This is a genomic window from Hymenobacter sp. UYP22, from assembly GCF_040547285.1.
In the GTDB taxonomy this organism is placed as follows: Bacteria; Bacteroidota; Bacteroidia; order Cytophagales; family Hymenobacteraceae; genus Hymenobacter.
This window is the reverse complement of record NZ_JBEPPK010000014.1, coordinates 1-22152: the sequence shown is the minus strand read 5'-3', so window position 1 is coordinate 22152 and position 22152 is coordinate 1. Positions and strand designations below refer to the sequence as shown.

13 protein-coding genes are annotated in these 22152 nt (G+C 59.9%); 1 reads left to right on the top strand and 12 read right to left on the bottom strand.

The genetic code is table 11. From position 1 onward, the window contains the following. Positions 1–246 precede the first annotated feature (246 nt). The 12 genes from ABIB60_RS18025 to ABIB60_RS17970 all read right to left on the bottom strand — a co-directional run bounded on the left by ABIB60_RS18025 (position 247) and on the right by ABIB60_RS17970 (position 20323). Positions 247–1893: a glycosyl hydrolase gene (locus tag ABIB60_RS18025; protein WP_354581875.1), complete on the bottom strand. Its 1647-nt coding sequence runs from the start codon at positions 1891–1893 to the stop codon at positions 247–249. A 73-nt stretch (positions 1894–1966) separates the two neighbouring features. Beyond that, complete coding sequence (locus ABIB60_RS18020) at positions 1967–2473, bottom strand: cupin domain-containing protein (protein WP_354581874.1); 507 nt, start codon at positions 2471–2473, stop codon at positions 1967–1969. A gap of 32 nt (positions 2474–2505) precedes the next feature. After that, entirely contained in the window at positions 2506–4299 is a 1794-nt protein-coding gene (locus ABIB60_RS18015; RefSeq protein ID WP_354581873.1) for a carboxylesterase/lipase family protein, read from the bottom strand. A 1-nt stretch (position 4300) separates the two neighbouring features. Continuing rightward, positions 4301–7165, bottom strand: coding sequence for a glycoside hydrolase family 2 protein (locus ABIB60_RS18010; RefSeq protein ID WP_354581872.1), 2865 nt, complete (start codon positions 7163–7165; stop codon positions 4301–4303). Next, positions 7165–8991, bottom strand: a complete 1827-nt coding sequence (locus ABIB60_RS18005) for a DUF5060 domain-containing protein (RefSeq protein ID WP_354581871.1) — start codon at positions 8989–8991, stop codon at positions 7165–7167. Before ABIB60_RS18005 ends, ABIB60_RS18010 begins: the two co-directional genes overlap by 1 nt. Positions 8992–9003: 12 nt before the next feature. Then, entirely contained in the window at positions 9004–9966 is a 963-nt protein-coding gene (locus tag ABIB60_RS18000) for a glycoside hydrolase family 26 protein (RefSeq protein ID WP_354581870.1), read from the bottom strand. A gap of 88 nt (positions 9967–10054) precedes the next feature. Next, positions 10055–10930, bottom strand: coding sequence for an SGBP N-terminal domain-containing protein (locus ABIB60_RS17995; protein ID WP_354581869.1), 876 nt, complete (start codon positions 10928–10930; stop codon positions 10055–10057). 13 nt (positions 10931–10943) lie between these two features. Beyond that, on the bottom strand, positions 10944–12419 hold the full coding sequence (locus ABIB60_RS17990) for a RagB/SusD family nutrient uptake outer membrane protein (protein ID WP_354581868.1): 1476 nt from the start codon (positions 12417–12419) through the stop codon (positions 10944–10946). Between the two features lie 25 nt (positions 12420–12444). Then, complete coding sequence (locus ABIB60_RS17985; protein WP_354581867.1) at positions 12445–15465, bottom strand: SusC/RagA family TonB-linked outer membrane protein; 3021 nt, start codon at positions 15463–15465, stop codon at positions 12445–12447. A 366-nt stretch (positions 15466–15831) separates the two neighbouring features. Beyond that, positions 15832–17058, bottom strand: coding sequence for an AGE family epimerase/isomerase (locus tag ABIB60_RS17980; protein WP_354581866.1), 1227 nt, complete (start codon positions 17056–17058; stop codon positions 15832–15834). Positions 17059–17076: 18 nt separating this feature from the next. After that, a complete protein-coding gene (locus ABIB60_RS17975; RefSeq protein WP_354581865.1) occupies positions 17077–18294 on the bottom strand; it encodes a glycoside hydrolase family 130 protein in 1218 nt (405 codons plus the stop codon). Positions 18295–18487: 193 nt separating this feature from the next. Then, complete coding sequence (locus ABIB60_RS17970) at positions 18488–20323, bottom strand: sodium:solute symporter family protein (RefSeq protein ID WP_354581864.1); 1836 nt, start codon at positions 20321–20323, stop codon at positions 18488–18490. Positions 20324–20624: 301 nt separating this feature from the next. Between ABIB60_RS17970 and ABIB60_RS17965 the strand changes: the two genes are divergently transcribed. After that, complete coding sequence (locus tag ABIB60_RS17965; RefSeq protein ID WP_354581863.1) at positions 20625–21500, top strand: helix-turn-helix domain-containing protein; 876 nt, start codon at positions 20625–20627, stop codon at positions 21498–21500. Positions 21501–22152 lie beyond the last annotated feature (652 nt).

The following is a 22152-nucleotide window of genomic DNA, read 5'->3' as shown; positions in this document are numbered from 1 at the left end:
GCAGCACATCCGCTTAGCAGCAACGAATAAAGTATCTGTCTCATACAAATTGGGTCGCGTAATAACAGCCAGGCCCAAACTGCTGAACTAACGGCTACGCCAGCGCCGGCACATTATGGAATTGCCCAAACGAGTACTACTACCTCAGGCAACTACCTGCTGGCCCTGGACGATAGCGTGACCCTAAACCTGTGGCTGAAAGACTTGAGAGTGACTGGCAAACCTCTGCGCTTTGCGCTACTCCAATTATTTCTTGAGCAGTAACTGACGAACCTGTTGCTGACCATTGGTCAGCAATAAATGGTAAACTCCCTCGGCCAAAAAAGAAACGTTAACCTGCGTCGTGCGACGGTTAAGATGATATAGCGCTACTGTACGGCCCTGACTATCTTGTATGGTCAGTTGCCCTATAGTGGACCATGTCTCGGGCAAGTTGATGTACACAGAGTTAGAAGTCGGATTGGGAAAGCCGACTGCCATCTGCTCCCGCCTGGTCGCTACTGCCAGCGGTCCGGCTGGCGCGCCATACACTTCCAGCTCCAGCAGAGAAAAGCCGTAGCTGGTTGCGCGGGTCAGGCAATTAAGGCGCACGTAGCGGGCGGTAGTGTTCAGGTTTGTCAGGTTATCCGGGGCGGCGGACGATTTGCCCTGTACCGTGCGCATGGTAGTCCAGGTGGCGTTATCAGCGGAAACCTGCACCTGGTAGCTTTGGGCGTACGCCGCTTCCCAGGCCAGGTACACGCGGCTGAGATTGTAGGCGGCCCCCAGATCCACGGTAATGAACTGATTGTCGGCGTAGGCACTGCTCCAGCGGGTGCTCCGGTCGTCGTCCACCGCCAGGCTGCCAGCGTGAGTGCTGTTCTCAGCAGTAGATACCGTGACGGGACGCCGGTAGGCCAGATTGACGCTGGTGCCCCCCCAGCCCGGCATTTCGTCCCGCGTCACCACGTTGCTGGCCGTGAACAGACTTTGCATACTGGCCGCAGAGTTGCTGTTGAATACCAGCTCGGCCCAGCCCATAAAGAAGGACCAGCGTGGCTGAGCTGCTAGTACGGTGGCCGAGGGCAGCACCTCACACTCGCCAATAGCAATGGGCTTGCTGCCGGCGGCGTTGAGCAGGGCGTTGTACTTGGCCATGGTGTAGCCCTGCCCATCGGAGTAGTACATATCTAGGGCCAGCACATCCCAATACGCGTTGCCCGGGTTGTAGCTCAGCAGGTCCGCCGGCAGCGTTGAAAAATCCTGCACGTCCCATACCCAGATCAGGTTGGTCAGCCCTTTGATATTCTTTAGGTAGTCGTGGGTGAGCTGGTAGAGCTTGGCGGTACCAAAGGGGCCGGGCCGGCCACCCCACCAGAAGGCGGCCTGGTTCATTTCGTGGAAGGGCCGGAACATCACCTCCACGCCGCTGTCCTCCAGGTCCTGCAGATACCCGGCAATACCGTCGAGGCGGGCTTTCCAGTTGTTGTTCAGCGGGGTGCCATCGGTAACCAATTCCTGCCACTGCGCGTCGCTCAGGGTGCTTTGCACGCCCCCACTCCACTGGCAGGGCTCCGGCTGGGTGGGTGGGCAGGTGTGCCACATCAGGTTGATGAGGGCCCCGCGCGCCCACTGGGCTTTGGCCTCGTTGATCATCGTCCAGCGGCTGCTCACGTCACTTTGCGCAAACAGAAAGTCGCCGCTCCACAGGCCCGGGTATTTGCCGGTAGCGGCGTATACTCGTTTAGTTTGAACTGCCGGGGCGGTATTTGGCTCCCGGTTATGCTCCCCGGCTACAGTTTGCCGGCCGGAGACGCTATACAGATAATTCAGGCTGGTGAAGGGGGTTTGCGCCTGGGCGGCCGCGGCAAGCAACCAGGCCACTAACGGGAGTACCCAACGGGAGTAATGCATATGCAAGGAGTGTAATGGGGGCGGGAGGTGAGTTCCGGCGTTACTACCGGCCGGCTTGCTGGGGGCGACTGGCTTAGCGCCCGAAATCGTCCTGCACGCGCACAATGTCCTCCTCGTCGGAAGGGTGGTGCGCCGCAGTGTGCTGCCATATTTCGGCCAGAATCCCCCACGTATCGAGGCCCACGAGGCGGTGCCGCTCCCCCTGTTGCAGGATAATCTGCTGCCCAGGGCCGTAGGCACGCAAAGGACCTTCTTCGTCGCTGGGACTAGTGACTACTCCCACCGGCCCCGCTACCACGCGCCAGATTTCGGCCCGGCGGTGATGATACTGCCACGAGAGGCGCCGTTGCGGGGCCACAACTAGAATTTTGGGGCTGAGCTGGCCAGCAATGCGCAGCGAGTCCACGGCCAGACCATCGAAATAGATATCCGCGAACTGCTGCGCTTGGTCTTCGGCAATGACGAAAAACCCTCCCCAGGGCCGGCCGTGGTCCTGCCGCTCAATCGTGAAGCCTTGCTGGTGGAGTTGCTGCGCAACCTGCGCAAATAGTTCTTGGCCGGTAAGTTGTGTCTCTTGCATGTAGCAGAATGAAGTGAAAAAGCAGATGTCTTTTACTGATGTGCTGCCTGATCCAGGAACAGATACCGCTCCCGGTGCGGCTCGGACTCCGCGCCCGTTTGCACGTTCAGGCGCAGCACCTGCTTGGCCTGCCCACTGGCAGTGGCCGCCGGCCAGACCGGCAGGCGGCGGCCGTTGGGGTTGCCGGTTTTAATGAAGTTGATCAGGTAGGCCTGGAAGTGCGCCGATACCTGGTAATCGGCCTTTTCCCAGGCAAAGGCCGGGCTGAGCGGCAAGTTGCCCAGCGCATACTCAATCTCGGCCGCGTGCACCGCCCCACGGGCAAGTGGGGCGGCTGGTTTTTCGCCGGCCGGATGCCGAATGATACCACCCGCCAGCCCGGGCGTAGCGTGGCGCAGCTCGGCTACCAGCCCTGGGCGGGGACGCTCGAAAATGTAGCGGTAAACCGGCTGGTTGCCGGTGCGGCCGTGCAAGTCGGCCCACTTCCAGGTGCCGTAGACCGTGAACCGGTCACAGGCCAGGTCCGTGGCGGCCTGCTCGGCCTGCGCATCGGTAGCGGCGGGGTACAGGCGCAGGATTTCGGCCGCCCGCGGGCCGTACAGACGCTGCACGGCCTGCCGGAAGGCAACCACAGTGGGCGGGGCCGCGCCCAACAGAGAATGATACGTGACTTCCTGGGAGTTCCAGCCCACTAGTAGCGGCACCTGAGCCTGGGCACCCGCGGCGAAAACGTCCGCCGGGCTTTGCGTCAGGAAACTACCATCCAGCACTGGGCCGAAGCGTGGGGCATCAGCTTGCCCGGCAGCCTGCAGTAGTTGAGTTGCCGGCAGGGCCCGCAACGCGGCCAAAGAGGTGGCTTCCAGACTAGTGCCGAAGGCTGCTCCTTTGCGCTCCGCCGGAGCCAGCAACTCCGGGCTGCGGGCCTGGCTGAGCATGGAACCACTCTCGCCGATGGCCCGCACGAACAACCCCCGGGAGCCGGGTGCGGCCATCTGGGCGCTAACGGATACTGAGCCCGCCGATTCGCCGCCAATTGTAACGCGGGCGGGGTCGCCGCCAAAGGCGGCAATATTCTGCTGTACCCAGCGCAGGGCCGCCTGCTGATCCAACAGTCCATAATTGCCGGACCCGGACGCGCCGGATTCCGCCGTCAGCTCCGGGTGGGCCAGAAAACCGAACACCCCCAGGCGGTAATTGACCGTGACGCTCACAATGCCCGCGCGGGCCATGCTTGCACCGTCGTAGCGGGGCTCCGAGCCGTCCCCGGCCACGTAGCCGCCGCCGTAGAAGTACACCAGCACCGGCAGCCGCTCCCGGCTGGTACGCGCCGGCGTCCAGACATTCAGGTACAGGCAATCTTCCCCCATACCAGCGGCGCGGGAATTCATATCCCCGTACACGGGCAGCTGCATGGGCTTGGGGCCAAACGCGCGGGCCGACCGCACCCCGGCCCAGCTAGCGGCAGGTTGCGGAGCCCGCCAGCGCAAGGAACCTACGGGTGGCGCGGCAAACGGAATACCCCTGAAAATATGGATGTTCCCGGCTCCCGCTTCGCCTTCGAGCAGGCCGGTAGCCACCTGCGCCCGATGGTTACGTAAGTCGGCCGCCGCATCCTCAGCCCACACGCAGCCAGGCGCTTTAGCTGCCGGGGGCAGCATTGTGCTGGTGAAAGCAAACGCAACAGCCTTCCGCCCGGCCGGAGTGGTTTTACTGACCATAGCCCCAGGCTTGGGGGAGTTGGCCAACGCGGCTATACTCAGTCCCAGCAGGGCTGTGGTGAGCAGCCGGCTCAACCTACCAGGAAGGGAGAATAAAGTACATGACATATCAATGGTTGTAGGCTTCGGCGCGTAATTGCAGGCTGGCGGCGGGTTCCGGCCCGTTCAGTTGGATGGTCACCGTTTTTCGCTCCCCGGGAAGCAAGGTGAAGTAACCGGCCGAACTGGTAGCGGGCAATATTGCCTGGCCCTGAGCGTCGTGCAAACTGAGCGTCACAGCCACGGCGGGCACGATACCAGAGTTACTGATTTCGTACGTCAGTATGTCGTTATCAGCAGTAGAAGGCAGCAGGCGGGTTTGTAGCCGCGCGGCAGGCAGAGCATTGAAGGTCTGAAAGTCTGCTCCTACCGCGTGCTGCCAGTACTCGTTCTCTGACACCACCTGGCCCTGCTCGTTAAGTAGCCGTAAGCGCGTCAGGTACACGGGCGGCAAGGCAGTAGGCCGCGCTGGGGTGAATACCGTTGTCAACTCATTGGCCGGGGCCCAGGGTATTGCGCGGGTTTCGGTGCTCAGCGGCCGGCCCTGCACTTCGTAGCGGGCGTACTGCACCTGAGCGTTTCGTAGCGGCCGCAAGCTCGTGTTGATGATGACTACTTGTCCATCATCGAGGTTTTGCTGAATATGCACCGGCTCGCAGGCCTTTTGCGCCCCGTAGTACGCCCCGTGGGTGGAGTAGTCGCTGGAATAGAGTTGCCAGATCATACTGGGCCAAGCCGGGTGACTCATCCAGAGCAGTACGCCGCTGGTAGTACGCCACAGGCGGCTGTTCCAGGCCTCGAAAATAGCGCGGTGGCTGTCGTAGTTGAGCAACTGGGCTTTCCGGGTGAAGTCGTCGAGGTTGGCCGATGGGCCGTAGCGCCGGGCTATGTCGGCCAGGTAGGTGGCTTGCTGGTGCTCGGCGTGCAGGTCGTGGTAGTACCAGGCATCCGTAATGGGCCACTGATCCGGGGGCGGCAAAAACCGACGGATGGCGGCGGCCCCGGGCACGGAAAACGTCCCGATTTCGGTGGTGAAGCCCCGGGCATTGGTCCGGAAGTAGTCAGCGGGGTTTTGGAAGTAGTGCCAGGGGCCGCTGGGGCGCAGGTTGAGGCTGCGGGAGTTGGGTTGGTAATAGCGGGTACCATCATCGGTAGCTACGAGCAGCGCCAGACTGTCTTCCAGGGCCGGGGGCGCGTAGCCCTCGTTGCGGGGGCACCAGAGGGCTATGCTGGGGTGGTTGAGAAAGCGGCGCACCACGTCGCGGGCGTTGGCCAGAAACAGGCCGTTGTCCACGGGCTCCAGGTTGTAGCCTTCCGTGGAAAGCCAGAAGTCGTTCCAGATGAGTTGCCCGTATTCGTCGGCCAGGGCGTAGAAGTCCTCCTCGGTACTCTCGCCGGTCCAGTTGCGGATCATATTCAGTCCGGCTCGCTGGTGCAGTTGAAAGTAGGGTTGCAGCCGCTCGCGCGACACGCGCTTAAGCGCATCATCCATCCCCCAGTTGCCACCCCGGCAGAAGATACGCTGCCCGTTTACCTTCAGCACCAGATAAGGCGCGGCCGTCGGCTCAGCCACGGGCAGCAAGGCCTGGGAGCTGGCTCCCGGCCGCAAGCGGGCCACAAACACCTCGGGCTCGACCTGCCGGCGGTGTACGTTATCGAATAGCAGTTGCCCAGCCGGGGCGCGCAAGGGGTCGTATTCCACCCGCTGGCTGGTGGCGGAGGGCGTATCCACGGTCATTTCGTAGCTCAACTCCCGCACCCCAAAGCGCACTGCCTGCGCATCGGACGGGGTGCCGTTGGCTTCCGTAACGGTAAGCGGCAGCGTGTACAGCGCGGGACGGCCGTAGCCGTTGGGCCACCACAGCCGGGGCCGGGCTAGGCGTAGGGCCACGTAGTCGGGGGCGCGGAACGTCACTGCCTGGCGAGCTCCGGCGGCTACGGTCACCTGCTGGCTGAAGGTGCGTCCGGCCAGCTGGCCCGCTACCGTCACGCGCTGCGGGCGGGCGCTGGCGTTGTGCAGAGTGGCGAGCACCGTTAACTCGGCGCGGGTGGTGTCCGGCAGCGGCAGGTCGGTAATAATCTGCGGATCAAGCAGCGTTACGGAGCCGGTGAAGCGCAGGCGCACGGGCTGCCAGAGGCCGGTATTCCGGTCCCGGATGCCGGGCATCCAGTCCCAGCCTTCCGAGGAAATGAACGTGGGCCCGTCAGTCGCCAGCACGCCCCCGTTGGGTCCCTGCCCGCTCCGGGCCGATTCCTCGTGGGGCCGGCCCGGGTGCGGCGGGGGCTGCACGCGCACGGCCAGCACGTTTTCCCCCCGGGGGCGGAGCAGACGCGTTGCGTTGAAGCGGCCGCGCCGGAACGCCCCCGCCGTAGTACCCAACCGGTGGCCGTTCAGCCAGATTTCGGCGGCGTAGTTGATGCCCTCAAAAACCAGCCAGGCACTTCGGCCGTGCTGCCCTTCGGGCACCCGGAAGCTCAGACGGTACCACCACGGCTGGCGGCTGAGCGTGTCGGGAATGGCCAGATTGTTCAGGCCGATATAAGGGTCGGGATACACGCCCTGCTCCACCAGGGTGGTCAGTACGGTGCCGGGCACGGTGGCATTGTACCAGCGGCTGGTATTCAGACCCGGGCGGCTGACTTGCCGGCCCGGAGCAGCTACATCGTTGCCGGAAGCCAGTTCCCAGCCCTGATTAAGCTGATACTCACCTTCCGCCACCGGCGTCAGCACGGCCCGCGCGGGCACTTTGGCTTTGCGCGTGGGCGGTACTACGGCCGCCCGGGAACGGGGTAGCGTAGCCGGGTCCTGCGGCGCGGTCAGGCCGTAATTGAGCTTGGCTTGCTGGGCCTGAGTAGGCGTCAGCAGTAGCCAGCACGCCAGCAGCCCGAGGCCACGCCACCAGGCGTTGCAGCGCTTGAATGATACCGTGCCCATTAGCGTGCAGCGGCGGGGCCGCTGTTCATACCGGCAGCCGGCACGCTGGACCCGGCAGTGGGCAGCATCGGCGTAGCGTTATCCCGGGTAGGCTGGCGTGGGTATTTACCGCTGGGGTTGGCTGTGATGATGAGTACGCACTCCTGCTGAGGGGCCAGGGTTAGGGCCGGGAGCATAAGAGTACTGCCCTTGCGCTGCAGTCCGCTCACGGCCTGATACTGCAGGCTGACAGGCTCGAAATACTGCGCCCTGAGTCGCCCGGCGGCCGGCACCGCCAGTGCGGGACTAGCTGTCACCGGGCCTGGCCCAGCGTTAAGCAGGTATACAAAATACTGATTGCCGCAGCGCATCCCAAAACTCTGCAAGCTGCCCGCCGACACGGCAAATGGCGCAAACTCACCCTGGCCGGCCGCCAGCATCCGGTCGCTGATGGCCCGTACGCCCCGGAAGTAGGGCGTCATCTTCTGGTCGTCGAACAGCTCCCACCACCACGTCATCGGCAGAATGGGCGTGGGGCTGAACAGGCCGTACCAGAGGCCGCGCCGGTAGTCGTAGTTGAATCCGTCTTTATAGGCTGGATTAGCGTCTTCCCAGCGGTAGCCAAACTCTCCTACCACGTAGGGCTTGCCGTACGTCTGGATGTAGTTGGGGTAAATGGCCGGAATCTTTTCCGTGTGCTTGTAGATGTGCTTCTGGTGGAAGTCAAAGTACGCCACCGAGTTCAGCCCCAGAATGTCGCGGTGCGAGATGCTGGTGGTCACCAGGTGTTGGTAGGGGTCAATATCCTTGAGGTAGCGGCTCATCTCGCCGTGCCAGAGCGTAATGGCGTCGTGCGGAATCAGCACGCTATCCTGCTGGGTAAAAGCGGCGTTATCTACTTCGTTGAAGAATTCCCAGGCGGCAATATTGGGGCTGTAGCCCCAGCGGGCTACCACGTAGCGCAGCTTATTCTTGTACTTCTCCCGGGAAGCGGGAAGCGTAAAGAACTCGGTGGGCGTGCGGGCCGGGCCGCCGTTGCGCTGGTTGTAGGCGCTGTTTTTCCAGCCGCCCTGCTCCATCAGGTGCCCATGCCAGTCAAAGGTGAGCATGAAGTACAAGCCCAGCGAATCGGTCAGGTTGACCAGCTCATCCATGCGCTTGATAGCACCCGGGTGAAAGTACTCGGTGCTGTTGGTGTACCGCTTGGTGGAGCTGACGCGGGGCCACTCCAGGGGCAGATTCCAGTAGCACATCCAGGTGCGAAAGAAGTTGGCCCCGTTTTGCGCCAGCGTGGGCAGCAGGTAATCGTAGGTGAACTTCTGATCCTCAAACGAGCGGGACTCCCAGGCCACGTTTTCGCCTACCCCCCGAAACAGCGTCCCGTTGTCGAAGCGAAATGTATACAGGTTGTGGGGGTGCAGAAAGCCCGGCTTGACGCCCGCCGTAACGGTGAAACTGCGGCTCCCGGCTTCCTCCGTACCGGCAGGGGTGGTCACCCGAAAAACGCCGGTGTACGGCCCTAGTTCCTGGGGCGCAAACCGCACTTTCCACCGGCTCCCCTGCGCCTCGTTGCGCGCAAAGTAACCGGGCACCACCACGGGCCGTCCGGTCGGCGAAGTAAGCACCAAGTCCAGGGCAACCTCGCGCTGGTTGTAGGGGTTCTGAAACTGCCGGCTGAGGGCTATGTCCCACTCGGCTTTGTCGTACTGGCGTACGTCAGTGGTGAGCAGCGTGCTGCCGGCCAGCAGCTGCTGGGCCTGAACCGCTACCGAGGCCAGCAACCCCAGGAGCGCAGCAAGCAGCCCTCTCCCACCGCGCGGCCGGAAAGAAAAACCAGAATTCAGCATAGCAGCGGGTGTTTACCGTTTTGGCAGTTCGTCGCGGGTTAGTACGCGCGGGGCGCTGTAAATGCGCCGGATGGCTTCTACCGAGTTCTTTTCCTGCACTAGCTCCGCCCAGGCCATGAAGAACGTCCAGCGGGGCTGTTGGGCCAGGATTTCCGGGGTGGGCAGGGCGGCGCATTCCCCAATGGCCATCGGCTTGTCACCCACAATGGGCAGGATGTAGTTGTACCACGACTGGTCGTAGCCCTGGTCGTACACGTCGAAGGCAAACACGTCCCAGTACTTTTCGCCGGGGTTATAGGCAGCAAAGTCCCGGCTCATATCCTGCATGTCCCACACCCAGATCAGGTTGGTAAGGCCCTTGGTGTTTTTGAGGTAGTCGTGGGTGATTTGGTAGAGGCGGGCGGTGCCGTTAGGCCCCGGGCGGCCACCCCACCAGAACTTGCCCTGGTTCATTTCGTGCAAGGGGCGGAACAATACTTCCACGTTCTTCTCCTTCAGGTACTGCAGGTAGCGGGCAATGTCATCCATGCGCACTTTCCAGGCCTTATTCAGGGGCGTGCCGTCGGTAATCAGCTCCGTCCACTGCGCGTCGGTCAGGAGTTGGTTGAGCAGGCCCGGGTCCCAGCCGCAGGGCTCCCCGGAAACGGGCGGGCAGGCGTGCCACATCAGGTTTACCACGGCCCCCTGCCGGTACTGCCGCTCGGCCTCCTTGATCATCTTCCAGCGGTTGTCAATGTTTTCCTGCTGAAACAGGAAGTCCCCGCTCCACAAAGCCGGGTAGCGACCGGTGGTTTTGTGAATGAAATCAGTCCACTTGGTAGGCTCGGCGTTAGGCTCTTTGTTGTGCTGACCAGCCAGTATCTGCTTCCCCGAAATGCGTTGCAGGTAGGGCAGCACCTTGGCAGACTGCGCGGTGGCGGAGCAGATGGTACCGCCGGCAAGCAGCAGGCCAGCGAGTAGTTTCGTAAACGTCATGCGGAAGGAAGGAGAAGTAACTCAGGACGAGTGAGAGCAGACAGTAGTAGCCCCAGCAGCCGAATAAGCTGCCGGGGTGCTTTGTAACTTACAGTTTGCGAAACATATACCAGGCGAATTTTGCCCCGCCCAATTCCTGCTTGCTGCCGCTCCCGTTCCAGTCAATGTCGTAGGGCTGGACGTTGAAGGGCATTTTCAGGGTACGCTTGTCGGCACTGAATTCCAGAGCAACAGTGCGCGCCTGACCAGCCTGGCCGTTGTTGAAGGTGATGGTGTTGGTGGCGAAATCCCGCAGCCAAGTGCCCTGATTGCGGGGCAGTTTCCGAAACTTGTAGTTGTAGTCTACCGCCCCGAACATAAAGTTGGCAAATACCCCGTCCGGGCCGGGGCTGTGGGTGAACGTGCCGGTTACTTTCCCATCCGCCGTTACGCCGGTGGTGGTCATTTCCAGGATGTTGTCGTTTTCCTTGGTGGCGTCCGGAATATTAGCCGAGAGGTTTTTGGTGCCGTTCCAGCCCCAGCTTTCGCCTTCCCCGATGAAGTACTGGAACTGCAGGTTCGTTACCTGCCAGCGTCCGTCCAGGTCCGATTCGTAGTCCTTCACTTCCACTGTCCATTGCCGCGCCTCCCCCGACTCAGAGGTAACCGTGTAGGTGTACGTGCGGTTGTTGGCGCTCAGGTTCACGGGCTGCCCCGAGCCGGGCGACACCGTAGCCTTGTAGGAGGTCTGGATAGTGGGTACCACGTTGGAAAGGTCGGTGCCGCGCACGGCGTACACCACTATTTTACCCGTTTCCGGGGTGCGGGTGATTTCCGCTACTCCAATCTGGCCCTTGTCGAGGGTAAAGGCCGTAATGGCGCGCTCGTGGCTTTCGATGTCCTTGAAGGGGTCCTGGGTACAGCCGCCCAGTAAGCTCAGACCCAGCAGCGAGCCGGCCCAGATAACAGTAGTGCGTGGTAGCATGGTGGCGGGAGAATTACAGGTTGGGGTTCAGGTCGGTTTCGCGGGTTGGGATGGGGAAGAAATACGGGTCCCCCTGAATGGTTTTGCCGTACTGCTGCACCAATACCGATTCCATTTTGTGGGTGCGGCGCAGATCAAACAGGCGGTGTCCTTCGAAGGCCAGTTCCCAGGCCCGTTCCTGCACCACGGCGTCGCGGAAGGCCGTAATGCTCAAGCCCGGCGTAAGGGCCGGAATACCGGCCCGGGTCCGGATGCGGTTAATGGCCGCGTAGCCGTCGGCGGTTGGCCCGCAGGCTTCGGCGTACGTCAGCAGCACGTCGGAATAGCGCAGAATGGGCGTATTGGCGCTGGTTTGCTGGCCTACCTGGCCGGGGTCGAGGTACTTGCGGGTGAAGGGCCGGCTGTAGTCATTGATGCCCAGCGTCACTTCCCGGCGGCCGATGTAGGCCTTATTGGGAATCAGGTCGGTTTTACGCTTATCGGCCGCGTTGAAGCTGTTATACAGGGCGGGCTCGGTAACAAAGTGGTTGAAGCCGGATATCACACGGGTACTGTCGGCCAGCTTGAAAGTCGCGCCGTCGATGTAGGGAATGAACATCAGCGGCAGCTTGGAGTAGTTGCCCTCCGACAAGCCGCTGCGGTCCACGGCCGCGTCAAGCAGATGCTCGGGCCCGCTCTTCTTGGTCACGTCGTAAATGGCCTTCAGGTCCGGATCGAGGCCGTAGCCGGAGGTGTTGGTGAGCACGTAGCCCCCGTAGGTTTTGGCCTGCTCGTAGAGGGCATTGGCATCCGTCACGAACTCGTAGCCCGGCGAGCCGGTTGCTTTGCCCGAGGCCTGGTTCAGGTATACCTTCGCCAGCAGCCCCCAGGCCGTCACCTTGTTGGCGCGGCCGTCGCGGCGGGTGGCGTCGGTCAGGTCAATGGCCTTACGCAAATCCGATTCCATCAGGGCGTACATCTGCTGGATGGTAGCCTTGGGCGCGCTTACCTGATCCAGGGAGGTCACCGGCTTCACGGGCATGGGGGCCGCCCCAAACAGGCGCACCAGGTTGAAGTAGTGCAGGGCCCGCAGGATGTAGGCCTCCCCTACCAGCTGGTTGCGGGTGGTTTCGCTCATGGCCGCAATGCCGGGTACGTTCTCGATAACGGCGTTGGCGCGGTTGATGCCAATGTAGGCGTAGCGCCAGGCCGTGGTCAGCTCGGGGTTGTCGGGGCGCACGGCCAGGCGGTCAAACTCGAAGTTGCTGGCGCCGGCGTCGGGCTTGAGCGTGATGTTCTCGGTGGGCAGCTCCGTTACCAGAATGAAGTTGCGCGAGTAGTACTCGATTTCCGGCAGAATGGCGTAGGCGTAAATCAGCGCGGCGTTGGCGTCGGCCTCCGTTTTGTAAAAGTTGGTGGTGGAGGGGAAGCCGTAGGGTTCTTCCTGCAGGGAGCAGCCCGCCAGCAGAGTTGCCGCCAAGGCCAGGCCCAGAGTTTTGGTCAGTTTCATGGGTTGGGGAATTTTGCGGGACTACTTAAATGCCGATGTTCACGCCCACCGATAGGGCACGGGGCCGGGGATACGAACCCCACTGCTGCCCGTTGCCACCCACCTCGGGGTCGAAGCCGGTGTGGAACTTGGTGAAGGTGTAGAGGTTGTTACCCGAGAAGTATACCCGCAGCGACTCCACGCCCTTGATCAGGTTGGACTTGAAGTTGTAGCCCAGCGTCACGTTCTGCACCCGCAGAAAGGAGCCGCTGGTCACAAACCAATCGGAGCCGTAGTACGCGCGGTTGGAGTTCACGCGGGGAAACTCGTTGGTGGGGTTATCGGGCGTCCAGCGCTGCAGCTGCCCGCTGGGCGAGAATTTGCGGAAGTCGAACACGTCGTTGCCGTACACGCCGTAGAGCTGGGTCGACAGATCGAAGCCCTTGAAGCGCAGGCTGGTATTGAAGCTGTAGAGAAACTTGGGGTTGGGGTTGCCGATGATGGTGCGGTCATTGTCGTCCACTTTTCCGTCCCCGTTCAGGTCCACGTACTTCAGCTCGCCGGGCTTGGCCATGTCCCCGGTCAGGCCCGAGGCTTTCCCTTCCTCCACCGTCTGAATTACGCCGTTGGTTTTGTAGCCGTAAAACACGTTGATGGGCTCCCCGACAATGAAGGCGTTGAGAGGGGCGCGCAGCATTTCAATGTTGCTGCCATTCCACACAAACTTGTCGCTGCCCACGCTCAGCAGCTTGTTGCGGTTGAGGGTGAAGTTGCCGCCCACGCTCCACTGCAACGGACCGTTCAGGATTTCAGCGTTCAGTCCCAGCTCAATACCCTTGTTCTCAATTTCCCCGTCGTTCACCCACAACCGGTCGTAGCCCGAGGAAGGCGTGATGAACGTCTGGCGCAGCAAATCGTGGGTGCGCTTATAGTAATAGTCCATGCTCAGCGTCAGGCGCTGGTTGGCAAAGCCCAGGTCGAGGCCGGCGTTAAGCTGGGCGGTGGTTTCCCACTTCAGGTCGGGGTTGGGCACGCCTTCCCAGATCTTGTTGAAACCGTCGTAGCCGAAGATGCCCGGTCCGAAACCAGTCTGGAAGGCGCCGCCGGTGTAGTAGCGGCCCGTGCCCAGGCGGTCCAGCGTCTGGTAGGGACTAATGCCCTGGTTGCCGGTCAGGCCGTAGCTAACCCGCAGCTTGGCCTCCGAGATGCTGGGAACGGCCCGCAAAAAGGCTTCCTCGTGCAGTTTCCAGGCCAAGGCCGCTGAGGGAAAGAACGCCCACTTGTTGTTAGCTCCGAACTTCGAGGAGCCATCGGCCCGGCCGGTAAAGGTGAACAGGTACCGGTCGCGGAAGGTGTAGTTAACCCGCCCGATGTAGGAGTTGAGCAACGACTTGGTGAGCCCGTTAGTCACGAATTGGGTTTGGGCGGAGTTCAGGCTTTCGTTGCGCAGCCCGTCGTTCACGAAGCCCCGGCCCTCCAGCCGCGAGGTCCGGACGTTAAAGTTCTGGGTAGTGTAGCCCAGCACCGCGTTGAAGCTGTGCACGTCGCCCAGCATTTTGTTGAGCGTGAAATAGTTCTCGTTCAGCAGCTCCGTACCGTTGTAGTTATCGATAACCCCGAAGCCGTTGTAGAGGTTACCGGTACCGGTAATGGCGCGGGGCTCGTATACGTCGCCCACCGAGTTGCCGTACTTGCTGCTCACCTGGGTGCGGAAGTTCAGCCACTTGGTCAGGTCCCAGCTCACGTAGAGCGTGCCCAGTACGTCAATCGTTTTGCTGGTGTTAAGCACCTCATTGGCGTAAGCAATGGGGTTGCCAAAATCCAGCGGCCCGGTGCGGAAGTAGGTACCGTCGGGGTTGTAGATGGGAAATACCGGCGAGCGGTCGGCCGAAAGCCCTCCACCGTTGCGGCGCGTGTGGGTCAGGATGAGGTTGACACCAGTAGACAGGTTATCAAATAGCTTCTGGTCGAGGTTCAGGCGGCCGTTGTAGCGCTCATAGTTGTTCTTGATGGCCAGGCCTTCCTCGTTGTAGTAGTTGCCCGAAATCGAAAACTTGGTGCGGTCCGTGCCCCCGTTGGCCGTGAGCGTATAGCTCTGGGAGAACGGGTTGCGGTACACCTCATCAGGCCAGTACGTGCGGTACGGCCACTTAGGCTTGGTCGGGTCCTGCCCACGTAGCTCGGCCACCGAGGGGTAGTACGTGCCCAGGTAGTTCTGGCCAGTGAACAGCGGCGTCAGACCCGCGTTGAGGCGCGCCTCATTGTCAATGGTAGCCACATCTACCGGGTCCGACCACACATCCAATTTGCTGGGCAGGGTAGAGATGGTGTTAAGCGTGCTCAGCGAAACGCGCGTTTTGCCGGCCTTGCCCTTTTTGGTGGTTACCAGGATTACCCCATTGGCCCCGCGTGAACCGTAAATAGCTGCCGCCGAGGCATCTTTCAGCACCTCAATGCTTTCAATATCGTCGGGGTTGATTTGCTTGAGGTTGCCAGCCTCCCCCCAGGGGTAGCCGTCCACCACCAACAAGGGACTGTTGGAGCCATTAATGGAGCTGTTGCCCCGGATGCGGATGGTGGCCCCGGCCCCCGGCTCGCCGGAGGGCACAATCACCTGCACACCGGCAATCTTACCCTGCAGGAGCTGATCCACCGAGGAGGCCGGGGTTTTGTTTAGGTCACTGCCTTTCAACGAAGCTACCGAGCCCGTCACGTCGCTCTTGGCCACGGTACCGTAGCCGACTACCACTACTTCCTCCAGGCTCTTGGTATCGGCCTTTAAGTTGATATCCACGGTACTTGCGCCTTTCACCGGCACATCCTGGGCTACGTAGCCCACCGAGGAAATAGTCAGGATGGCATCAGCGGTGGGAACAGTCAGAGAAAAGGAGCCATCGGTAGCGGAAGCGGTGCCGTTGGTGGTGCCTTTTACCAGCACGGTTACTCCCGGTAGGGCTTCGCCGGTAATGGCATCTTTCACAACGCCCCGCACCGTAGTGGTTTGCGCCAGGGCCAGCGCCGGGGCCAAGGTCAGGCCCAGAAATAAGAGGGGGTAGCGGTGTCTCATGGTAGTAGTAGCAAGCAGGTTAAAAGTCGAGTGGGAAGTGGGGCAGAAAAGCTTGGCTAGGCAGCAGAAAACTTGAGACAAAGAAAAAGTCAACACCCCGTTATACCGGGTATATAATCAAGCACGGGCATTGAAATAATTACATATCACATTGACCTCCGCGCTCCATCGCCCAGAGAATAAAAGCTAATTTCTTCTTGTAAATAGCTTATACAAAGCTATTCTCTTACTTACCTATTTGATAATACTTTTTTAACAATTACTTATCCATTGATACCTCATTTTTGGCAGGTAGCTGGCAACGTCTCTTCCAGTACTATTTGTTAAAAGGGGCACGTATTAACCACATATCTATATTCTACTCCGTTACTCGGTTATGTGTACATGACTCACTAAAGTCGAGTTTGACATTAATCCATTTTTGCACCTCCGCAGAATTTCCAGGCAGGCGCGGGAGTTATGATAAGGGCATTTCCAGAAGCCGGCCTTGTCCTCATCCGGCATAACATCCAACGTATGCGTAACGCCCCAGTACCATTCTCCCTCGTTGGTGTCGAGCAGGTAACGGCGCGTGAAGTCCCACACGGCCTGGCACTGAGCCAGCAGCTGTGGCTGCCCCGTAAGCTGGTAGGCGTTATATAAGCCTACCACGGCTTCAGCCTGCACCCACCAGTGCTTTTCCCGGTTCCAGTTCTGGGTAGCAGGCTCATACTCATAGCACAGGCCACCGGTGGTGTCCAGCCCCTCAGCAGCGGCCACCGCCATGGCCACGGCGGTGGGCCGCAGCCGTTCCAGCAGCTCTTCATCACCCAACACCTCGGCCGCTTCCAGCAGTAACCAGGCCGCTTCGATATCGTGGCCAAACGAAATGGCCGTGGACTTCACCCGCCACTCCTCATCCAGGAACAGGTGCAGGTGGTGGGTACTGGCGTCAATGATATGGGCCAAAAACACCTCCAGCAGTTCCCGGAGCTGGGCTTGCAGCTGGGCGTCGGGCCAGTAGCGGTACAGGTTTGCGTAGGCCTCCAGCACGTGGAGGTGCGTATTCATGGTCTTCTTCTCATTGGCATCCTTGTGGCTCAGGCGCAGGTCGGCCAGGGAGCTCCAGTCGCGGGCAAAGGCTTCCAGGTAGCCCCCGTGCTCGGCATCAAAGCTGTGCTTCTCGATGGTGTGAAACAGGGCCTGAGCGTGCGCCAGCGCCGGCTCGTGGCCGCTGGCTGCGTAGTATTCACTTAGCCCGTACATGGCAAAAGCCAGGGCGTATACCTGCTTTTTCGTATCCAGCGGCTGCCCCAAATAGTCAACCGACCAATACACTCCTCCGTACTCCGCATCCAAGAAGTGCGCTTCGATATACGCATACGCCCGCGTAGCCAAAGCCAGAAGTTCCGGATCCGGCTGGTGGCGGTAGGCGGCCGAAAACGTCCACAGAATACGGGCGTTGAGCACGGCCCCTTTCGGCGCCTGGGGCACCACTTGGTTGTCGGCCGCAATCTGCCCGTAAAAGCCTCCGTGCACTTCATCGGGCATGCGGGTGCTCCAGTAGGTCAGAATGCGGTTGAGTTCCTGCTGAAAGTCGGCGGCGAAGTCCATAGCTGGCTGAATAGCAGGTTAGGCAGTTATTGCGTTACTCGAATGCACCATATCCGACCCGGTAGTTACGGCCTGGTTATGGTCAACGAGGCGCTGGATGGCCTGTACCGAGCTAGCCGAGGTGAAACCGTCGGCGGGGGTGTGCTGCACGTAGTCCAGCAACTGGGCTACCGTGGAGGTAGCCACGTGCATGCGTGTGTCGGAGGAAGCATAGTAGATGAACACCCGGCCGTCGGCATCGGCAATCCAGCCGTTGCTGAACACCACGTTCGATACATCCCCAATCCGCTCCTCCCCTTCCGGAGCCAGGAAATACCCGGCCGGCTTATGCGTAACGCGGGTCAGGTCGTGCTGGTCGGTCAGAAACAGGTAGAGCACGTAGCGCAGGCCAGCCGCCGTATTACGCACACCGTGGGCCAGGTGCAGCCAGCCCTGCTCGGTTTTGAGCGGGGCCGGACCCAGGCCGTTTTTCACTTCGTACACGGTGTGGTAGTGCTTGGGGTCGAGGAGCACTTCCTCAGTTACCACTGCCTGCTCGATGCTGGCCGATAAGCCGAACCCAATTCCCCCGCCCGAGCCGGCATCAATGAAACCATCCTGGGGACGAGTATAGAAGGCATACTGGCCCTGCACAAACTCGGGGTGCAGCACCACGTTGCGCTGCTGGGCCGAGCGGGTTTTCAGGTCAGGCAGCCGCTCCCAGGTCACCAGGTCCTTGGTACGGGCAATGCCGCAGCTGGCTACGGCAGCTGACTGATCGGCAGCGGGAGCGGCCGGGTCGCGGCGCTCCGTGCAAAACAGACCGTATACCCAGCCATCCTCGTGGGCCGTCAGGCGCATATCGTACACGTTGGTATCGGGCTCGTCGGTTTCGGGCAGGTGAATGGGCGCATCCCAGAAGCGGAAGTTGTCGATTCCGTTCGGGCTTTCCGCCACCGCAAAAAACGATTTGCGGTCGGCGCCCTCCACTCGGGCCACCAGCACGTACCGGTCCTGCCACTTGATAGCGCCGGCGTTAAAGACGGCATTCACCCCGATGCGCTCCATCAGGAAGGGGTTGGTATCCGGGCTGAGGTCGTAGCGCCAGGCCAACGGGGCGTGCGCGGCCGTCAGCACCGGAAACTGGTACCGCTCGAATACGCCGTTAGAAGTTGGCTGGGCCCCGTTTGGGCGCTTGAGTAGCGCCTCGTGAGCGGCCGAGAGAGTACGCAGACGGTGGTCGAAGGAAGGATGCATTCGCGTGAGTTATTGGAGTGCCCGTAGGCATGGAGTGGCAGGAAAGTGAGTGGGAAGGCCGCGGGCAAACCGGCCTGCCTCGCCCCAAGCGGACAGGCCGGTAGCTGAAGAAGATTCCCACGGCTTCTTCAGCCGAAAACTGTCCCATCTCAGACAGCTTCCCTGCGCCAGCATGGCAGTTAGCCGGCGAGCATTAGTACTCGCCCAACCGATTCCACCAGGTGCGTTTCAAAATCAGAATCAGGACCAGCAGTAGGCCAACCGTTACCAGCAAGGGCAGTTGCTGATGCAGGATCAGGTACATGGGCAGCAGCGTTAGGCAGAGTTGCGCCAGGATGCCGAGCACCACGTTAAACATGTTCAGCCGGAAGTTGCGGTTGGGCTGGAAGGTGGGGTCTTCGGCTACGACCAGGTCGTTGATGGGCTTCCAGAAACCCCAGGGCCGCACGTTTTTGTAAAAGGCCTTTAATACTTCCGCATCGGTGGGCGGAGCGGCGTAGGTACCGGCTACCGAGCCCGCTAAGGACAGCAGGAACAGCACGGGGAAGAAGTACAGGAACTCTACGCCCTCGAAAAAGCGGGTGAACACCAGGGCCGACACAATGCCCGTGAGCATGCCCCAGAAAAAGCCCGAGGCATTAAAGCGCCACCAGTGCCACTTTAGCACATTGGCTGCCACGTACCCGCCGTAGAGCGCCGATACGATCCACTGCAGCACGCTGTTCACGTCCTTGGCCAGGAAGCCCAGCAGTACCCCGATGGCCACTACCACCACGCCGACTACGTAGTTTAGCGAAATCACCTGCCGGGTGCTGGCGGCGGGGTTGATATACTTGAGGTAGATATCGTTGACGATGTAAGCCTGGGCCGCATTCACAGTGCCGCTGAACGTACCCATAAAAGCGCCTAATAGGCCCGTAAGTACCAAGCCCAGCAAGCCAGTGGGCAGGAAGTTGTTGATGGCCACGGGCAGAATCTTCTCGAAATCAGCCCCGCCGTCGGCCCCCTGAATGTTCATTTGCCGGTAGTAGAGCAGGCCCAGTACCGTCAGGCCAATCACCAGGGAGTAGCGGATGGGCAGCAGGATGATGGACACAAACCCGCTCATTTTGCTGGCGTCCTCCGGCGAGCGGGTTGAGAGAATCTTCTGCATGTCGTAATTCGGCGCGGGGCCGGCCAGCGAGGCGAAGATGCCCTTGAACACCATCATCATGAAGAAAATACCGAACAGGGAGTAGCCATCGGCCTTGATTTTCTGGTTTACCTCGCTGATCAACCCCGACCAGTCCAGCTCCAGCCGCGAGCCGAAAAACGGGTTGTCCCAGCCCGCCGGCACCGGCAGCACCTGCCCACCCTGCATCTTGCCCCAGGCAATCACCCCAATGGCCACGCAGGCCACCGTCATGATGGCGTACTTAATCACGTCACCGAGCACGATGCTGTGCATACCCCCCACGATGGAGTAAAACGTGGCGAACAGCGTAAAAATGATGCCGTACACGTGGGGCACGTACTGCGGGGCCACCGTGAAGGGCACGTAGCCCTGCACTACCTGCCAGGGCACGAAAATCTCAATGAACTTGCCCAGCCCCACGAAGCCGTAGGCCAGAAACCCCAGACAGCTCAGCAGCGCGAAGGCAATAACCACCTTGTGCGAAGCCCCTACGCCTGGCCCGGAATTGCCGAAGCGCGTAGCCAGCCACTCCGCCCCGGTGCTAGCATTGGAGCGGCGCAGCCAGCGCGAGAGGTACATCATTAGGAACACTTGGTTGAATACCGGCCACAGCCAGGGAATCCAGATGCTTTTCAGGCCATACACGAAGCACAGGCTCACCATCCACATCGTGCCGCTGATATCGAACATATCGGAGGCATCGCTTAGGCCCAGCTTGTACCACGGCAGGCTCTTGCCCCCCAGCAGGTAGCTGTCCTTGTTCTCGCGCGCTTTTTTGCGGTACCACAGACCAATAAACACGGTGGTCAGGAGGTAAGCACAGATGATGAGAACGTCGAGTAGCTGAAGCCGCATGTGAACGAAATAGGAGATGAGCAGAAGCGTGGAGAAACAGGGGCAGCTGACGAGTGACAGCAAGGTGCGTGAGCGGTTAATCACCGGTTGTTTCCAACGATTCAAAAGTACCGGCTTTGCCCAGCGGGTAGTAATGATTTTTTATCAATGTATTGTACTTATTATGCTGCCCTGCTTACCCACAGCCATGAACATGCGCTCTATGGCTGTTTTTGGCCTTTTCACGTTTTATTGCACTGCCGTTGCACTAATACTATCTTGACACATAAACCTATATTTATTGTCTCATCCCATTCAGACTATGCATCAGGATATTATGCGGGAGATAACCCCGCTTACCCAAAATGACTGCTTCATGCTCTTCACCCGGGTGAAGCAGGAATTCTCCTTTCCCCTACACTACCACGAGGAGTTTGAGCTGAACCTCATTATCAATGCTGCTGGGGCCAAGCGCATTGTGGGCGACCACCTGGGGGTAATTGAGGACGTGGAATTGGTGCTCATCGGGCCCAACCTGAACCACGCTTGGTTTACTCACCAGTGCCAGAGCCAGGAAATCCGGGAGGTAACCATTCAGTTTCACAAGGACTTGCTGGATGAGCGGTTCCTGCGCCGCAATCAGCTGAACTTCATTCAGAAGATGTTCGAAAATGCCCAGCGGGGCATTCTGTTCTCCCGCGAGGCCACGGAGCGCATTATGGACCGGATTCTGCAGCTGGAGCGCAAGACGGGTTTCGACTCGGTGCTGGAGCTACTCTCCATCCTGCACGATCTGTCGGCCTCGCGCAACATGCGCATCCTCTCCGACTCTTCTTTCACCAACGACCGGCTTCATTATAACAGCCGCCGCATTGAGAAGGTATTTGAGTACATGAACGACCACTACGGCCACGCCATCACGCTGGCCGAGGTAGCCAAGGTGGCCAACATGCCCGAGGTATCGTTTAGTCGCTTCATTAAAAAGCGCACCGGTACCACGTTCATCGACAGCCTCAACGAAATCCGGTTGGGCCACGCCTCCCGCATGCTCATTGATACCACGCACAGCGTGGCGGAGGTGGCCTACAAGTGCGGGTTCAACAACATTTCCAATTTCAACCGCATCTTCAAAAAGCGCAAGAATTGCACCCCCAAGGAGTTTCGCCAGAGCTTTTCGGGTACGCGGCTGTTTATCTGACGCTTGGTCTTTCAGACCATTTCTTACAGTCTATTGACTGGTTACTAACTCATTACTATCATTTTGCGCTCAATTTTTAACGAATAGCTGCGCATCCATTTTTTTGTTTTTGCTTGGTGTGCTTGGGCACGTGCCAGGACCTTACGGAGTGGCCGAATAGCTCTCCGTCCGCTACCGGTATGCCGTAGCTGCACCGCTAGTTCAAATAGTGCTTTGCTTGCGGGGCGAATGTTTTCGCCTGGGGTGTACCAATACTGGCCTTGGTTAAAAGTTTGGTACAAAGGTTAAACGGACGGAATACTGGGCACGTATTACTGTGCCCCGGCCGGCCGCACCATTCCCGATCCTTCCTTTTCTAAGCCACCAACCAAAGTTCCTACTTCACACGTCAAACTCCTCGTGACGCAGGTTGTCATTAGCCTGCACGCAGCAGCCCAAACCCGCTTTTAAAGCATAAACTATATATACTAACTATTTTATATAGTAAAGTACTACGATTCTGAGCGACTAGGCTAAGAGAAAAACCTACCACTTTTCCGAGGCGAGTCCAAGAGCAAACATTATGTCAATCAACTTTTCCAAGAACATCAGCTTACCAAGCTTTTTACAAAGCCTTCAAGTAGTACAACACAGTGCTTTCTTAATTACTCAA

What these genes read in the sequence shown, in the direction of transcription:
- ABIB60_RS18025 (WP_354581875.1), bottom strand. Translation starts at nt 1,893, where the DNA reads ATGCATTACTCCCGTTGGGTACTCCCGTTAGTGGCCTGGTTGCTTGCC.
- ABIB60_RS18015 (WP_354581873.1), bottom strand. Translation starts at nt 4,299, where the DNA reads ATGTCATGTACTTTATTCTCCCTTCCTGGTAGGTTGAGCCGGCTGCTC.
- ABIB60_RS18005 (WP_354581871.1), bottom strand. Translation starts at nt 8,991, where the DNA reads ATGCTGAATTCTGGTTTTTCTTTCCGGCCGCGCGGTGGGAGAGGGCTG.
- ABIB60_RS17985 (WP_354581867.1), bottom strand. Translation starts at nt 15,465, where the DNA reads ATGAGACACCGCTACCCCCTCTTATTTCTGGGCCTGACCTTGGCCCCG.
- ABIB60_RS17975 (WP_354581865.1), bottom strand. Translation starts at nt 18,294, where the DNA reads ATGCATCCTTCCTTCGACCACCGTCTGCGTACTCTCTCGGCCGCTCAC.
- ABIB60_RS17980 (WP_354581866.1), bottom strand. Translation starts at nt 17,058, where the DNA reads ATGGACTTCGCCGCCGACTTTCAGCAGGAACTCAACCGCATTCTGACC.
- ABIB60_RS17995 (WP_354581869.1), bottom strand. Translation starts at nt 10,930, where the DNA reads ATGCTACCACGCACTACTGTTATCTGGGCCGGCTCGCTGCTGGGTCTG.
- ABIB60_RS17965 (WP_354581863.1), top strand. Translation starts at nt 20,625, where the DNA reads ATGCATCAGGATATTATGCGGGAGATAACCCCGCTTACCCAAAATGAC.
- ABIB60_RS17990 (WP_354581868.1), bottom strand. Translation starts at nt 12,419, where the DNA reads ATGAAACTGACCAAAACTCTGGGCCTGGCCTTGGCGGCAACTCTGCTG.
- ABIB60_RS18010 (WP_354581872.1), bottom strand. Translation starts at nt 7,165, where the DNA reads ATGGGCACGGTATCATTCAAGCGCTGCAACGCCTGGTGGCGTGGCCTC.
- ABIB60_RS18020 (WP_354581874.1), bottom strand. Translation starts at nt 2,473, where the DNA reads ATGCAAGAGACACAACTTACCGGCCAAGAACTATTTGCGCAGGTTGCG.
- ABIB60_RS18000 (WP_354581870.1), bottom strand. Translation starts at nt 9,966, where the DNA reads ATGACGTTTACGAAACTACTCGCTGGCCTGCTGCTTGCCGGCGGTACC.
- ABIB60_RS17970 (WP_354581864.1), bottom strand. Translation starts at nt 20,323, where the DNA reads ATGCGGCTTCAGCTACTCGACGTTCTCATCATCTGTGCTTACCTCCTG.